Raw genomic sequence first — 16,010 nt, forward strand, 5'->3', positions numbered from 1 at the left:
CACCCTCCTCCACCACCGCACCTACCAACTCCTCTTCGCCCTCCACCTCCTCGGCCCCACCCACTACGGCGTCGACACCCCCACCACCACCCCCCACCAACTCCTCATCCTCGCCCCCAGCGCCCTCACCCTCACCCTGGGCTACCTCCTCCTCCCCCTCACCACCGACATCTACCTACGCTTCAACCGACTCCTCCTCTCCCCCTCCGAAAAAGCCCGACTCACCGCCCGCGTCGCCCACCTGGCCACCAGCCGCGCCAACACCATCGACACCCAGGCCGCCGAAATCCGCCGCATCGAACGCGACCTCCACGACGGCGCCCAAGCCCGCCTCGTCGCCCTGGGCATGAACCTCGGCATGGCCGAACACATCGTCGAACAAGACCCCCAAGCCGCCCGCACCATGCTCACCCAAGCCCGCGAAACCACCCGCCACGCCCTCACCGAACTCCGCGACCTCGTCCGCGGCATCCAACCCCCCGTCCTCGTCGAACGCGGACTCCACGGCGCCGTCCACGCCCTCGCCCTCACCCACAACCTCCCCATCACCGTCACCATCGACCTCCACGGCCGCCCCGCCGACCCCGTCGAATCCGCCGCCTACTTCGCCATCGCCGAACTCCTCACCAACACCGCCAAACACGCCCACGCCACCCACGCCTGGGTCCACATCAACCACGGCCAGAACCGCCTCGTCATCACCGTCACCGACAACGGCACCGGCGGCGCCGACCCCACCCCCGGCAGCGGCCTCGCCGGCATCCGCAGGCGCCTGGACGCCTTCGATGGCACGATGAACATCACCAGCCCCCCGGGCGGCCCCACCATCGTGACCCTGGAGATCCCGTGCGCGTTGTCCTCGCCGAAGACCTTGCCCTCCTCAGAGAAGGCCTGACCCAACTCCTCCAAGCACACGACTTCACCGTCGTCGCCGCCCTCGACAACGGACCCGACCTCCACACCGCCCTCACCCAGCACAAACCCGACGTCGCCATCGTCGACGTCCGCCTACCCCCCACCTTCACCGACGAAGGCCTCCAAGCCGCCATCGCCGCCCGCACCCAGATCCCCGGGCTGCCCATCCTCGTGCTCTCCCAACACGTCGAACAGCTCTACGCCCGCGAACTCCTCTCCGACGACACCGGAGGCGTCGGCTACCTCCTCAAGGACCGCGTCTTCGACATCGGCCAGTTCATCGAAGCCGTCCGCCGCGTCGCCGACGGCGGCACCGCCATGGACCCCGCCGTCATCTCCCAACTCCTGGCCCGCCAGGACCAGAGCGGACCCCTGGCCCAACTCACCCCCCGCGAACGCGAAGTCCTCGCCGAAATGGCCGAAGGCCGCTCCAACTCCGCCATCGCCGGACGCCTCTACATCACCGAAAAAGCCGTCAGCAAACACATCAACAACATCTTCACCAAACTCGACCTACCCCCCTCCTCCGACGACAGCCGCCGCGTCCTGGCCGTCCTCGCCTACCTCAACGGCCAATGACACACAAAGGGCGGGCCGAAACGACCCGCCCCACAAACAACACCCCAGCGCCCCAAGCCCTACCTACGACGGCTCACGACGCACCCGGTACAAACCATCGATCTCCTCCGAGAACGCCCGCAACACCGCCTCACGCCGCAACTCCCCCGAAGGCTGCACCAATCCCGACTGCACCGTGAACTCCTCAGCCAACACATGGAACGACCGCACCGCCAAATGCCGCGGCACACTCCGATTGGCCTCATACACCAACCCCTGCACCTCACGCAGCAGATCACGATCCCCCGCGATCTCCTCCGGCGCCATCGACAACGGCCGACCGTTCACCAACCGCCAGTACTCCAACTGGTCACGCACCAACGTCACCAGCGCACTCGCGAACGGCCGCCCCTCCACGATCACCAACACCTGACTGATCAACGGATGCGCACGCAACCGCGCCTCGAACTCCGCCACCAGCTCAGCGTCACCGCGCTCCTCCACCGGCTCACCCACAGCAGGCAACACCTCGGTCAGCTCATCCCCCGACGGCTCCACCGCACGAGACCCCCGCACAGGCCCACGCACCACGAACCGCCCCGGAACCTCCACCGTCGCCGCCTGCGGCCGCAACCGGCCCACCACCCTCACGAACCCGTCCGCGTCCACCTCCACCGCGAACCCCGTCGCCAACCACCCCTCACGAAACGCACTACGCGAAGCCTCCCCGTCACCCCAGTAACCCGAGAACACCCCACCACCACGCACATGGGCCTCACCCTCACGCGAGACCCACAACTCACGCTCCCCGACAACACGCCCCACCGTCCCCGGCACACGATCCCCCACAGCACCGGACACGAACACACCAGCGGTCTCAGCCGTACCGAACGCCTGCACCACCGGAACCCCCACACCCCCGTAGAAGGACTCCAACCGATCCGACAGGCCACCACCCCAGCACACCGCCAGATGCACCCGACCACCCAGCATCTCCCGCACCCGCGCGAACTGCCAGTCATACATCGACCGCGACAACCGCCGCCAGGCACCCTTCCTCGGCGCCCGGTCGAACTGCACCGCCGTGTCCACCGCAGAGTTGAACGTCCCCAGAGAGTCCCACCCCGTCGAACGCGCACTCCCCTGCTCACGCTCGAAGATGCCCTCCAACAACCCCGCCGAGCACACCAGCACCGTCGGCTTGAACGCCTCCGCCTGCGGCAACAGACCAGCCGCACCCGTCAACCCCACACGCACACGACCCACCATGCACGCCACCAACGACGCCAACCCCGGAATCTGCGACAACGGCAGATCCAGCAGAGTACTCGCCCTACCCGCAGGCAGCTCCGACATCCGCGGCCACATCCGGTCCACCAGATCCGCCGCCGACGACAGCAACGCCCCGTGCGACAGCACCACACCCCGCGTCGACCGCGAGACCGTACTCAACGGATACAGCACCACCGCCGCGTCCTCGGCCACCGTCGCATCCCGCCGGAACCGCACCGAGGACGCGTCCATGTACGCACCCAGCCGCACCACGTCGGCCAGGCCCTCCTCCATCCGCCACACACGGCCCAGATCCGGCAACTCCCGCTGCAACCCCGACACCACACGCAGCAACCGGTCACCCTGAACCACCGCCGCCGCCGGACGCGTCTGACGCACCACATGCGTCACCCGCTCCGCCGACACCGACCTCGCCAACGGCACCAGCACCGCCCGCACCGACCACACCGCGAACGCCAACCGCACCCACTCCTGGTGCGAACCCGACACCACCAGCACCCGGTCGCCCTCACCCACACCGGCCGCGACCAGACCCTTGGCGACCGCCGTCACCTCCGTGGCGAACTCACCAGCCGTCACACGCTCCCAACGGCTCCGCTCCCCCCGCACCGAGAACACCTCGGCACGCGCATCCTCGGTCGCCATCCCATAGACCAGCTCGCCCAGCCCGGAAAGACCCCGAGCCCACGTCCCAGGAGTGACACTCGGCTCGCCCATACCCACTCATCCTCTGCCACATCGGAAGGCAGGCACACCAGGCCCACCTCAATCGGGGAATTGCGACCTACTGTGCCCATTTCCCCATCACACGGCAACCCGGAGAACAGCGAACCACCAAACCCCACACCCCCTGGGGTCATCCGACCTTTGAACGCACAGACCACACATACGCCGCCAACGCCAACCCCGCGGCAGAGGCCATCACCACCGACATACTCACCAACGACGGCTCACCCGACGCCGTCAACCCCGCCAACGACGCCACACCGCCGCCCAACGAGAACTGCAACGCACCCATCAGCGCCGAAGCCGTCCCCGCCACCGCGGCAGGCTGACCGTCCAACGCCGTCACCGTCGCATTCGGCATGATGAACCCGACACTGAACATCATGAACGCCAACAACGCCACGACCACCCACAAAGCAGCCGCACCGACCAGCGCCAACACCACCAGCACACCCACCGACACCAGCGCCGCAGCCAACCCCAGGCCCAGACGCCGCAACGTCTCCACCCGGCCGACCAACAACCCGTTCGCCTGCGTCCCCGTCATCATCCCCAACGCATTCACCGCGAACAGCCCCGCATACAACTGCGGCGAAGCACCGAACTCCGTCTGCGCCACGAACGAGAACGCCGACACATACGTGAACAGCATCCCGAAACTCAAACCCAACGTCAGCACCGGACCCACAAAACGCGGCTGACGCACCAGACCCACCACCGTCGACATCAGCGCACGCGGCCCCTGCCGACGGCGATCCTCCACCGGCAGACTCTCCGGCAGCCACAGCAGCACCAACACAAAACTCAGCGCCGCCATCACCGCCAACACCCAAAAACTCACCTGCCACGGGCCCACCAGCAACAACTGCGCACCCGCCAACGGAGCCAACAGCGGCGCCAACATCATCACCAGCGCCAGACGCGAGAAGAACCGCACCGCGCCATCGCCCTCGAACAGGTCACGCACCACCGCACGCGCGATCACCGCACCCGCGGCACCCGCCATACCCTGCACGAACCGCAACACGATGAACAGCGTCACGTTCGGCACGAACACACACAGCACCGACGTCAGCGTGAACACGGCCACACCCGCCAGCAGAGGACCCCGCCGCCCGAAGGCATCGCTCATCGGCCCGATCACCAGCTGTCCCACCGCCAGCCCCAGCATCATCGCCGTCAGCGTCAGCTGGACCCGCGCCTCACTCGTCCCCAGATCCCGGGTGATCTCGGGAAAGGCCGGGAGGTACATATCCGTCGCCAACGGCCCCGTCGCCGTCAGCACGCCCAGCACCATCACCAGCAAAGCGACCGACCTACGCGAAGGCGTCCAGGGTCGGCTCCGCACCGGGGCCGACTCGACCACCCCCCGTTCAGGGGCCGTGGAGGGGGAATCAGGGGACTGCACAGGCACTCCAGTTCGCAGAAGCGGAAAAACCGAAAGGGAGGACTTCCCGACGGCGGGACCAACCACTCCATACCAACATCCCGACCCCGCGCACCGCCTCCTCTCCAAGCCCCCCAATACCTGTGATATCCGTTACGACCCGGACCGTTACCTTACGAGCCGGTCCAGCAACCGCACGACCTCGACCTCCGGATCCTCCGTCAGACCACCGTGGATCGGCCCCGGCTGCACGATCGTGCTCCGCGGCGCGGTCAACCACCGAAACCGCTGCCCCGGCCGCTCACGGCCGGCCGCACCCGCACCGGCACCACCACGGCACATCACCTCGACCGCCTCCAGCGCACGCCGCACACCGGCCACGTCCACCCCCGGATCCACGGCCAGCAACCGCCCCTCGTCCAACGCCGAACGAGCCCCCAGGAACCCGCGCTCCTGGCAGTACACGATCACCCCGGCGTTCACACACTCACCGCGCTCCAACCGCGGCACCACCCGCAACAGCGCGTACTCGAACACCGCGCGATCGCGCTCCTCACCCACGCGGCCGGTCGTCACCGCATCGCTGTAACGCCTCACCCCGTCACCTCCGGCAACCAGGAACGGTCGGCCACCCGCGCCAGCAGGAACCGCACATACGCCTCACGAACCTCATCGGGAGAGTCGAACCCGGGCTCGTCCACCAGCCACTCATCAGGTACCAGATCCACCACACGGCGCAGCATCCCCTCGTCCACCAAAGGCGCCAGCGCCGCGTCCGCGGCGGCCAGGTCCGGAGAGGACCCCGAGAGCACGTGGTCGGAGGCGTCGTAGGCGCGGCCGACGAACCTGTCGGCGTTGGCCCAGTTGTGATGGAAGATCAGCGTCGCGCCATGGTCGATCAGGTACGGCCTGCCGTGCCACAGGAGCATGTTCGGGTTGCGCCAGGAGCGGTCCACGTTGCCGGTCAGGGCGTCGAACCACAGCACCCGCCCGGCGAAGTCCCGGTCCACCCCGAAGGTCAGGGGGTCGAAACCGAGCGATCCCGGCAGGAAGTCCATCCCCAGGTTGAGCCCGCCGCTGGCCTTGAGCAGCTCCTGCACCTCGGGGTCGGGCTCACTGCGGCCGATCACCGCGTCGAACTCCACCAGGACCAGTTCGGGAACGGGCAGCCCCAGGGCCCGGCCCAGCTCACCGGAGACCACCTCGGCCACGAGCGTCTTGCGCCCCTGGCCCGCTCCGAGAAACTTGACCACGTACATCCCCAGGTCGTCGGCCTCGACCAGCCCCGGGAGCGAACCTCCTTCGCGCAGCGGCAGTACATACCGCGTCGCGATCACCTTTCTCAGCACGCGGACCAGCATAGGCACCATCCGGTGCGGACCCGCCCCGCCTCCCGCACACCCACGGGGCGATCCCGCGCGGCGAGAAGCTCTGAGCCGAACACAGGCGGGTGCTCCGACCGGACCCGGCGTTGCCGGGCACACCCCTTCCTGAAGCGCCCGGTAAACGACGCTGAACACGTTCCAGGCACCCACCGGATACGGACACGACACGCCGACGTGCCTCTGAAGAGGTTTGATAGGTCGGGCGGCGTAGCCGCACAATGTTCTATATTATTCAAATCTTTTTGGAAAAAAGAACTGCCACCTTTACGACGTAGATTTTTAGTAGACGAGCAGAGAGGGCCCGGGTCCGAAGCCCGGGCCCTCTCACGGCCTCTCACACGCTCTAGAGGTTGTCCTGGGGCGAGTCGCCCCACTCCCCCTCACCCTCCCCCGGAGACGGGATCACCGGCGTGGACGGGCTCCCCTCCCCGTCCTCCTCAGCCGGGGCGGACCCCTCCCCCGGCTGGCCCCCCGGGCTCTCCTGCCCCTCCGAGGGCGGCGCGGACCCCGGCATCTCCGGCGGGGAGAACTGCAGCATCCACCAGTACAGCAACGACACCAGCAGCAGGAGCAGCAGCAGAACCAGGCCCAGGCCGCCGATCAGCCACCAGTTGCCCTCCCCCGCGGCCACCGCGCTGTCCCGGCGCCCGCTCCAGGGCGCCCACCGCACCGACGCCGCACCGCGCGAACCCGCCCAGTGGGGCATCACCACCGGGCCCCGCGCGGCCACCCGGCCCGACCGCGCCGCCGCCTCCAGGAAGTCCTGCGCCGAAGCGGACCCCCCGTGGGGCACCGCCACCCACAGCGCCGAACGCCCGTGCGTACGGGCCGCCACCACGTCGGGGCTGGCGCGCACCGCCTCCGCGAAGCGCTCGCGCGCCGTACCGTCGCCGGCGGCGCCCGAGTCCAGGACCGCCACGCTCACCTGGTCCCCCGAGCCGTCCCGGCCCAGGTAGACCACGCCGAGGGAGGAGTCGCCCAGCCGTCCCAGCAGCCGGTAGCCGCCCAGCTGGCGCGGGTCGCCCTCGTTCAGCCCCATCGTGGGAACCGCCATGTCCTTTCCCCTCTCTGCCCGCCCCGTCCGTCCGCTTCGCCGCGTTGTGTACCGGACTGGTGCCCGCGGAGCGGGTAGTGTCACCACAGGTGAGGATCCACAACCTATCCGGTGCCCCCGCGTCGGGGCTCCCTGCTAGGAAGGCGGGACATGGCAGAGACCGGAAACGGCTCCGCGCCCTCCCAGGGCCCCGAGAGCAGCCCGGGCGAGCCGACCAGGCTGCTGCGCGCCGCACTGCACGAGGTGTCCACGGTCATCGTGGGACAGGAGCGCATGGTGGAGCGCTCCCTCATCGCCTTGGTCGCCAACGGCCACTGCCTGATCGAGGGCGTGCCCGGCATCGCCAAGACGCTGGCGGTCTCCACCCTGGCCCAGGTCACCGGCGGCTCCTTCACCCGCGTGCAGTTCACCCCGGACCTGGTGCCCTCCGACATCATCGGGACACGCATCTACCATCCCTCCACCGAGAAGTTCGACGTGGAGCTGGGCCCGGTCTTCGCCAACTTCGTCCTCGCCGACGAGATCAACCGCGCCCCCGCCAAGGTGCAGTCGGCCCTGCTGGAGGTCATGGCCGAACGGCAGGTGTCCCTGGGCGGCACCACCTATCCCCTCCCCTCCCCCTTCATCGTCATCGCCACACAGAACCCGGTCGAGTCCGAGGGCGTCTACCCGCTGCCCGAGGCCCAGCGCGACCGGTTCCTGATGAAGGTCAACGTCGGACACCCGCGCGCGCACGAGGAGATGGAGATCCTGCGCCGGATGTCTAGCACCCCGCCCACCGCGCACCAGGTGCTCGACCCCGTCACCCTGGGCGAGCTGCAGGCCGACGCCCAGCGCGTGCACGTCCACCAGCTCATCGCCGACTACGTGGTGCGGCTGGTCATGGCCACCCGGGAGCCGGAGAACCACCAGATGCCGGACCTGCGCCAGGTGCTGGAGATGGGGGCCAGCCCCCGCGCCACCCTGGGCCTGGTCTCGGCCGCGCGGGCCCTGGCGCTGCTGCGCGGGCGCGACTACGTGCTGCCCGACGACGTGCGGGTGCTCGCCCACGACATCATCGCCCACCGCCTGGTGCTCACCTTCGACGCCCTGGCCGACGGGGTCACCGCCGAGCAGGTGGTCGACCGGATCCTGTCGACCGTGCTCGCGCCGCGGGTGATCTGGGACGAACCGCCCAGTGGAGAGACCGCCTCCTTCGCCTCCCCGAGGTGAGGACCATGACCACTCCCGCGATCGGCACCGACCCCCGTCTGCGCGCCGCGCTGCGCCGCCTGGACCTGCGCATCGTGCACCGCCTGGAGGGGCTGCTGCACGGCGAGCACCTGGGCCTGCGCCTGGGGCCGGGCTCGGAGGCCGCCGAGGCCCGCGTGTACCAGCCGGGCGAGGACGACGTACGACGCATGGACTGGTCGGTCACCGCCCGCACCACCACGCCGCACGTGCGCGACCTGGTCGCCGACCGCGAACTGGAGAGCTGGACCCTGCTGGACATGTCGCCGAGCATGGACTTCGGCACGGGCCTGCGCACCAAGCACGAGGTGGCGGTCGGCGCGATGGTGGCGGCCAACCTGCTCACCCAGCGTGTGGGCGACCGGTTCGGCGCCCACTTCCTGCACCAGGGCAGGATCCGGCGCTGGCCCGCCCGCTCGGGCAAGGAGGCGCTGCTGGCGCTGCTGGCCACGGTGGCCGCGGCGCCGACCGGTGACGAGCGCGCGCCCTCCCCGCACCAGTCCACCCTGGCCGACGCTCTGTCGGACCTGGTGCGCACCCGCCGCCGCCGCGGCCTGCGGGTGGTGATCTCCGACTTCCTGGACACGCCCGCTTTCGGCGGCGAGGTCGCCTGGGAGCGCCCTCTGCGGCAGCTGGCCACACGCCACCAGGTGCTGGTGGTGGAGGTGCTCGACCCGCGCGAGCTGGACGTGCCCGAGATGGGGGACGTGGCCCTGCGCGATCCCCGCACGGGCAGGGTGCGCGACGTACGGCTGACCCGGGCCGTGCGCGAGCGCTACCGCCGGGCGGCCGCTGACCAGCGCACGGCGGTGCGCGACGCGCTGCGCCGGTGCGGGGTGCACCACCTGTTGCTACGAACGGACCGGGACTGGGTACTGGATACGGCACGGTTCGTCATCCACCAGAGGCGTACCGCGCACCACATGGCCCGCCGCACCCCGGCGACGCCCGGCTGAGCGAGGGGGCCGCCATGGGACCGAACGAGGGCGGGAACCGACCCGCGGGACAGAGCCTGATGCGACGGGGGACTGAGCGATGACCTTCCTGGAGCCCCAGCGGCTGTGGTGGCTGCTCCTCATCGCCGTGCTGATCGGTGCCTACGTGTTCGCGCAGACCCGGCGGCGCGAGTACACGGTGCGCTTCACCAACCTGTCGCTGCTGGACCAGGTGGCACCGCACCGCCCGGACGTGCGCAGGCACGTCCCTGCGGCGCTGTTCACGCTGACCCTGGGAGTGCTCATCACCTCGATGGCGCTGCCCGCGATGCCGGTGGAGCAGCCGCGCGAGCGGGCCACGATCATGGTGGCCGTGGACGTGTCGCTGTCGATGGCGGCCACCGACATCGACCCCGACCGCCTGAACGCGGCCAAGAAGTCGGCGCAAGAGTTCGTGGACACGCTCCCGGACCGGTTCAACGTGGGGCTGGTGGCCTTCTCCTCTACGGCGACGGTGGTCTCCTCGCCCACCCACGACCACCAGGCGGTGATCGGGTCGATCGAGAACCTGCGGCTGGGCCCGGGAACGGCGATCGGCGAGGGTGTGTTCGCCTCGCTGGAGGCGATCCATAACTTCGACGAGGAGGCCGAGGAGGACCCGCCGCCCTCGGCAATCGTGCTCCTGTCGGACGGGGAGAACACCAGCGGGCGCGACATCGCGCAGGCGGCGTCGGCGGCGGCCGAGCAGGAGGTGCCGGTATCGGCGATCGCGTTCGGCACCGGCGCGGCGATGATCGAGATCGACGGCTACCAGGTGCCCGCCGACATCGACAAGGAGGCGCTGCGCGGCCTGGCCCAGGACACCGACGGCCACTTCTACGAGGCCGAGAGCGAGACCGAGCTCGACGAGGTCTACGAGAACATCGGCTCCTCGCTGGGCACCGAACTGGTGCACGAGGAGATTGTCACACGGTTCGTGCTGGTGGCGATCGTGCTGTCGATGGCCACGGCGGTGACGTCACTGCTGTGGTTCCAACGGCTTCCGTGAGCCCCGGACACGTCCCGGACCACTCCCTATACCCTCGTTAAGTGAGCTGGGTCACATCCCTTTAGGCGGGGTTTACACCTTTTCTGTCATGTCCACAGGTTAGCGTTGGCATGTTTTGTCCTGCCCATTCACTTGAGGAACGATGCCGAACACACCCGCAGCACCGACGGCGATCTGCTTCGACCTGGACGACACCCTCATCGACGACCTCGCCGCGTCGTCCACGGGGCTCCGCGCGGTCATGGAGCGGCTCGGCCACCCCGACTTCGGTGCCGCGCGCAGTCTGTGGGACGTACAGACCGAGATCTCCTTCGGCTCCTACCTGCGCGGCCGCCTGAGCCTGGAACAACAGCGTCGCGAACGCATCCGCGCCCTGGCCGTCCAGGCCGGACACGGCGACATCGCCGACCAGCACTGCGACGACCTCTACCGCCTCTACCTGGACGCGCACCGCTCGGCCTGGCAGGTCTTCCCCGACACGATCCCCGCGCTGAACGCCCTGGCATCGGCCGGATACCGCCTGGCCGTGGTCACCAACGGCATCGAGTCCCTCCAGCACGCCAAGCTGCAGGCACTGGAGCTGACCCCCTACTTCCACGCCGTGGTGTGCGCCGACACCGCCGGAACGGGCAAGCCCGACCCGCGCATCTTCCACACGGCCGCCCAGCGCCTGGGCGTGGACCCCACCGCCTGCTGGCACGTGGGCGACCAGATCCAGGCCGACGGCGTGGGGGCCGTGGCCGCGCGCATGCACCCGGTCATGATCGACCGGCAGGGCCGGCAGCGCTTCGAGTCCGTGAGCACCGTCACCAGCCTGGACGACCTGCTGCGCATGGTCGGCCTGCCCAGCGCGGTCCCCGCGGCGGGATCGCTGTGACCCCTCCCTCCGCCGGCGAACCGCAGCGGCGCGTCACCGCGCACCTGGTCACCGGGACCACGGTGCTCGGCACCCGCGTGCTGTTCGGACAGGACCCGGCGGAGGCGGTCCGCGACCTGGGCGGCCTGCCTCCGGACACACCCCTGCACGCCGTGGACGTGCTCACCGAACTGGTGGAGGCTCCCGACGGCACGCCCCTGCACGTCGACCGCGTGGTCTTCACCGAGCCCGGAACCCGGGCGGCCTGGCCCTCGGCCGCGGCGGGAAGCGGCCTGCCGCCCTCCCCCGCCGAACTGGCCGCCGGGGAGACCCCGCCCGAGGACCGCCTGCGGCTGCGCCGCCTCGCCTCCTACGGGATCGTCCACGACCCCGACGACCGCGTGCTGCTGAGCCGCATCGCCGAGGGCTTCCCCGGCGCCGGGACCTGGCACCTGCCGGGCGGCGGCGTGGACGCGGGCGAGGACGTGCGCGCCGCGCTGCGGCGCGAGGTGGCCGAGGAGACCGGCCAGGACGGCCAGGTCGGCGACCTGATCACCGTCTCCAGCCACCACCGGCACCAGCCCGGCGGCCACGAGATCTACTCGGTGTGGGTGTTCTTCCACGTGTTCGTGCCCCGGCCGGGACCGGCCAGGGTGCTGGAGGAGAACGGCTCGACCGCCGACTGCGGCTGGTTCACCGCCCAGGAGGTGTCCCGGCTGCGCCTGTCCACGACCGCTCAGCGCGGCCTGGCCCACCTGGCACGGCACAGACGCCCCTGAACCCCCTCGGGCCCGGGAGCGCCCTTCCGCGGCCCCTCAGAAGCGCAGGGCGAACCGCTCACGCAGCCACCACAGGCCGGCTCCCAACGCCAGGACCCCCATACCGGTGATGACCGCGGGCAGCGGCAGACTGCACGCCAGCACCACGCACCCCACCAGCCCGGTCAGGGGCACCACCAGCGGCGGCCGGGGCTCGTCGGCCCCCAGCCGCAGCGCCGAGGCGTTGGTGATGGCGTAGTACACCAGGACGCCGAACGCGGAGAAGGCGATGGCCCCGCGCAGGTCGGTGAGCATCACCAGACCCACCACCAGCACGGCGACCAGCAGCTCGGCCCGGTGCGGCACCCCGAACCGCTCGTGCACGGCCGCGAGGGAGCGGGGCAGGTGCCCGTCGGCGGCCATCGCTGCGGTGGTCCTGGAGACCCCCAGGACCAGGGAGAGCAGGGCGCCCAGGCTCGCCACCGCGGCACCGGCGACCACGACCGGGGCCAGCCAGGCAAAACCCGCGACCTGGACGGCGTCGACCATCGGGGTGTCGGTGGTGGACAGGCGCTCACGGCCCAGCACGATCAGCAGACCGGTCCCGATGACCAGGTACAGCAGGAGGACGCCGCCCAGGGCCAACGTGATGGCACGGGGGATGGTGGTCTCGGGGTCGCGGACCTCACCGCCCAGGGTGGCCACCCGCGCGTACCCGGCGAAGGCGAAGAAGACCATCCCCGCCGCGCCCAGCACACCGAAGGAACCGGGCCAGGGCCCCAGGCCCTCCACCTGGGCGACGGCCGCCAGGCGCCCGCTGAGGACCATCGCCACGATCGCGGCGGCCAGGACGAGGAGGACCAGCACGAGAAGGACCTTGACCACCAGCGTGGAGCGCCTGACGCCGCGGTAGTTGAGCGCGGTGAGCGCGAGCACGGCGGCCGCCGCCACGGGCTTCTCCCAGCCCGGCAGCAGGTAGGCGGCGAAGGTCAGCGCCATGGCGGCGCAGGAGGCGACCTTGCCGACGACGAAGGACCAGCCCGCCAGGTAGCCCCACAGCTCGCCCAGGCGCTCGCGCCCGTAGACGTAGGCGCCGCCGGACTCGGGATGGCGGGCGGCGAGCCTGGCCGAGGAGACGGCGTTGCAGTAGGCGACGGTGCCCGCGATGAGGATGGCCACGGGCAGCCAGGCGCCCGCGCCGAGCGCGGCCGGGGCGAAGACGGTGAACACTCCGGCGCCGAGCATCGCGCCCGCGCCGATGGCGACGGCGTCCACCGTGCCGAGGACACGGGCGGGTCTGGCCTGGGGTCCGGAAGAGGTGGGCAACGGATCTCCTTGCGTGAGTGCTCCGGCGCGCACGCCGGCGGTAACGCGCCTTGCCCCGGGCACTCCCGGTGAAAGCGCGGCGCTACCCCGGGCCGTGGCGGCGGACCTCGTGTGCCCGGCTGGCGCACCCTCCCCCCGACACGGCCTGGTCGGGCACGGCGGCGTTCCGGCCCCCGTGGAGCCGGAACGGCCCCTGGCCGCCTCCCGGCGGTGGCCGTACCCGACTTCCGAGTGTGCCCGATCCCGGTGACCGGCGGGCGCAAACGGCTCATGGCGAAGGTGACCACTTCCGGTCCGCACGGTGTCGGCGCGGTGCCCCGCACCCCAACGCCCCCAACCCACGCCAAGGGCCCGGACCGGCGACCGGTCCGGGCCCGAGTACACGGGCGGCCCTCACGGAACCAGGCGGCGCCTCCCCGCCCTCAGGTGGGCCGCCACGGAAGGCCGCTGTTGTCGTTGATGTCCTCGGCGGCGACCTGGCGGAGCTGGCGCGAGAGGTCGGACAGGGCACGCGAGACCGCGAGCTCCTCCCCGATCTCGGGCACGTCCAGGTCCGTGGGGTGCTTGCGGGCCATCCCGTGCCCCCTCAGCGCCGTCCCGTCGTCGGCGACCAGGCCCACCTCGGCCCAGGTCCGCGCGCTGTCGCCCTCGCTCTCCTCGGCGACGACGACGTCGACGTTCCAGCGCTTCGTCGTCTGCATGGCATCGACCCCCTCCGCGTCCGCGCCCGTACCGCCGGGCGGGTGTTCCACGTGCGCGTCCGGCCCCGGGTAGACCAGCGCGTCGTGCCCCTGCTCCGCGTCGGACCAGTGCACCTGGTACGGAGGCGATCCCCCGCGCCCCCGGACTCCGGTGACCACGCCCGTCCTGCGGTGGGTGTCGGCGCGCGGGCTCTCGACCACCAGCCGGTCTCCTACCTGTGCTCGCATGGGTTCCCCCACAAACGTCGGATACCTCCATCTTCACCACTCCCGGTACCCGCGACCGGGAGCTTGGCGATTTCGTTCATGTGGGGATACGAGGTTTTTGCCCGGTACGGTGCGCCGCCCGGGTCCTGGTAGCGTCACGGCGTGGCCCAGCACTACTTCGACTCCGACCCGGGCGCCGCCAGCCGCCCCTCCACCGCAGACCTGGTCCTGCCGGACCTGCACCTGCGGCTGCACACCGACCGGGGCGTGTTCTCCCCCGACAAGGTCGACCTCGGCACACGGGTGCTGCTGGAGACGGTCCCCGCGCCTCCCGCCCGGGGACACCTGCTGGACCTGGGCTGCGGCTACGGCCCCATCGCCCTGACGATGGCCTCACGCGCCCCCCGAGCACGGGTACTGGGCGTGGACGTCAACACCCGCGCCGTGGACCTGGCCCGGCGCAACGCCGCCGAACACGGCCTGGACAACGCGCGCTTCACCGTGGTGGGGCCCGAGGGCGCCCCGGCAGCGGACACGGCGGCGAAGGAGGAGGGCGGGCAGGACGCGGCGGCACCCGCGGCCCAGGACCTGCTCGGCCCCTTCGACGCGATCTGGTCCAACCCGCCCATCCGGGTGGGCAAGGACATACTGCACACGATGCTGCGCACCTGGCTGGGACGGCTCACCCCCCAGGGCGTGGCCCACCTGGTGGTACAGCGCCACCTGGGCTCGGACTCGCTGCAGAAGTGGCTGGACTCCCAGGGGCTGCCCACCGAACGCGTGGCCTCCCGGGCGGGCTTCCGGGTGCTGGCAGTACGGCGTTCCGCGGCTTGAGACACCTTTTGCCTGGATGTGCCGGGGTCACCGCGTGCACGCACACGCAGTGACCGGTACGCTGTGGCGAACAACAGACCACCGGGACCAGCCCGGGCGCACCCGTCGAGGAACACACCGCAGTTGAGCACGCAGTTGCGTCCCACGGACGTCAAACGCCTGAACCGCCAGTGGCGCAGGCGCACCGAGGGGCGCCTCGCCCTTCTCGTCGAATCGGTCACCCAGCCCTTCAACCTGGGATCGATCCTGCGCACCTGCGCGACCTTCGGCGTCGACCACCTCTGGCTCACGGGCAACAGCGCCGACCCCGGCGACCCCAAGGTCGGCAAGACCGCCCTGGGCACCGCCGCGAAGGTGGAGCACACACGGCTCTCCTCCACCCCCGAGGCCCTGGCCGCCGCGCGCGGCGACGGGTACAAGGTGGTGGCGGTCGAACTGGCCGACGGCGCGGTCCCGCTGCACGCCGCCCCGCTGGAGCCCGACGTGTGCCTGGCCGTGGGCGCCGAGGACCACGGCTGCTCCCCCGCGCTCCTGGCGGGCGCGGACGCCATCACCTACATTCCGCAGATCGGACGTGTGGGATCGCTGAACGTGGCCGTGGCCACGGCGATCGCGCTCGCCGAGGCCCGCCGCCGCGAGTGGGCCTCCTTCGGCGGCGAGGCCGACGCCCCCGCCGGACACTGAGCGCCCGGGGAACTTTCACCCCCGGCCCTTCGTCCTTATCTTCACAGCAGGCCACTTCCGTCACACCGTCAACGCGCGCAAGCGCAGAGAGAGGAACAGTGGACCCGTCCCGA

At 70.7% G+C, this 16,010-nt stretch carries 16 protein-coding genes; 9 read left to right on the forward strand and 7 right to left on the reverse strand.

All coding sequences use genetic code 11. The features are described from left to right. A partial coding sequence (locus tag A6A08_RS10115; protein ID WP_073702302.1) for a sensor histidine kinase occupies window positions 1-895 on the forward strand: 895 nt, incomplete at its 5' end. After that, window positions 847-1,494: a response regulator transcription factor gene (locus A6A08_RS10120; protein WP_073702303.1), complete on the forward strand. Its 648-nt coding sequence runs from the start codon at window positions 847-849 to the stop codon at window positions 1,492-1,494. The genes A6A08_RS10115 and A6A08_RS10120, both read left to right, overlap by 49 nt. Before the next feature lie 63 nt (window positions 1,495-1,557). Here A6A08_RS10120 and A6A08_RS10125 read toward each other — a convergent pair whose 3' ends face one another. The 5 genes from A6A08_RS10125 to A6A08_RS10145 form a co-directional block, all read right to left on the reverse strand. Further along, window positions 1,558-3,483, reverse strand: coding sequence for an AMP-binding protein (locus tag A6A08_RS10125; protein WP_073702304.1), 1,926 nt, complete (start codon window positions 3,481-3,483; stop codon window positions 1,558-1,560). Window positions 3,484-3,622: 139 nt separating this feature from the next. After that, entirely contained in the window at window positions 3,623-4,900 is a 1,278-nt protein-coding gene (locus A6A08_RS10130) for a multidrug effflux MFS transporter (RefSeq protein ID WP_083609047.1), read from the reverse strand. 147 nt (window positions 4,901-5,047) lie between these two features. Next, window positions 5,048-5,476, reverse strand: coding sequence for a DUF3037 domain-containing protein (locus A6A08_RS10135; protein ID WP_073702306.1), 429 nt, complete (start codon window positions 5,474-5,476; stop codon window positions 5,048-5,050). Further along, window positions 5,473-6,240 carry a HipA family kinase gene (locus A6A08_RS10140; RefSeq protein ID WP_073702307.1) on the reverse strand — a complete coding sequence of 256 codons (768 nt, stop codon included), beginning with the start codon at window positions 6,238-6,240 and terminating at the stop codon, window positions 5,473-5,475. Before A6A08_RS10140 ends, A6A08_RS10135 begins: the two co-directional genes overlap by 4 nt. A gap of 367 nt (window positions 6,241-6,607) precedes the next feature. Further along, window positions 6,608-7,318 carry a hypothetical protein gene (locus A6A08_RS10145; RefSeq protein ID WP_073702308.1) on the reverse strand — a complete coding sequence of 237 codons (711 nt, stop codon included), beginning with the start codon at window positions 7,316-7,318 and terminating at the stop codon, window positions 6,608-6,610. 150 nt (window positions 7,319-7,468) lie between these two features. Here A6A08_RS10145 and A6A08_RS10150 point away from each other — a divergent pair, with 150 nt between their 5' ends. The 5 genes from A6A08_RS10150 to A6A08_RS29120 all read left to right on the forward strand — a co-directional run bounded on the left by A6A08_RS10150 (window position 7,469) and on the right by A6A08_RS29120 (window position 12,166). Next, window positions 7,469-8,530, forward strand: coding sequence for a MoxR family ATPase (locus tag A6A08_RS10150; RefSeq protein WP_073702309.1), 1,062 nt, complete (start codon window positions 7,469-7,471; stop codon window positions 8,528-8,530). 5 nt (window positions 8,531-8,535) lie between these two features. Continuing rightward, complete coding sequence (locus tag A6A08_RS10155; protein ID WP_073702310.1) at window positions 8,536-9,504, forward strand: DUF58 domain-containing protein; 969 nt, start codon at window positions 8,536-8,538, stop codon at window positions 9,502-9,504. Window positions 9,505-9,583: 79 nt separating this feature from the next. After that, entirely contained in the window at window positions 9,584-10,531 is a 948-nt protein-coding gene (locus A6A08_RS10160) for a VWA domain-containing protein (RefSeq protein WP_073702311.1), read from the forward strand. A gap of 142 nt (window positions 10,532-10,673) precedes the next feature. Next, complete coding sequence (locus A6A08_RS10165) at window positions 10,674-11,408, forward strand: HAD family hydrolase (protein WP_073702312.1); 735 nt, start codon at window positions 10,674-10,676, stop codon at window positions 11,406-11,408. Next, window positions 11,405-12,166 carry an NUDIX hydrolase gene (locus A6A08_RS29120; protein ID WP_073702313.1) on the forward strand — a complete coding sequence of 254 codons (762 nt, stop codon included), beginning with the start codon at window positions 11,405-11,407 and terminating at the stop codon, window positions 12,164-12,166. The genes A6A08_RS10165 and A6A08_RS29120 overlap by 4 nt, the downstream gene beginning before the upstream one ends. Window positions 12,167-12,202: 36 nt before the next feature. On the opposite strand, the gene A6A08_RS10175 is transcribed toward A6A08_RS29120, so the two are convergent. Next, window positions 12,203-13,471, reverse strand: coding sequence for an APC family permease (locus A6A08_RS10175; RefSeq protein ID WP_073702314.1), 1,269 nt, complete (start codon window positions 13,469-13,471; stop codon window positions 12,203-12,205). Window positions 13,472-13,893: 422 nt separating this feature from the next. Continuing rightward, window positions 13,894-14,400, reverse strand: a complete 507-nt coding sequence (locus A6A08_RS10180; protein WP_073702315.1) for a dsRBD fold-containing protein — start codon at window positions 14,398-14,400, stop codon at window positions 13,894-13,896. Window positions 14,401-14,541: 141 nt separating this feature from the next. Between A6A08_RS10180 and A6A08_RS10185 the strand changes: the two genes are divergently transcribed. Further along, on the forward strand, window positions 14,542-15,213 hold the full coding sequence (locus A6A08_RS10185; RefSeq protein WP_073702316.1) for a class I SAM-dependent methyltransferase: 672 nt from the start codon (window positions 14,542-14,544) through the stop codon (window positions 15,211-15,213). Between the two features lie 123 nt (window positions 15,214-15,336). Then, window positions 15,337-15,897 carry a TrmH family RNA methyltransferase gene (locus A6A08_RS10190; protein ID WP_073702317.1) on the forward strand — a complete coding sequence of 187 codons (561 nt, stop codon included), beginning with the start codon at window positions 15,337-15,339 and terminating at the stop codon, window positions 15,895-15,897. Window positions 15,898-16,010 lie beyond the last annotated feature (113 nt).

The sequence above is a fragment of the Nocardiopsis sp. TSRI0078 genome (assembly GCF_001905145.1).
Lineage (GTDB): Bacteria > Actinomycetota > Actinomycetes > Streptosporangiales > Streptosporangiaceae > Nocardiopsis.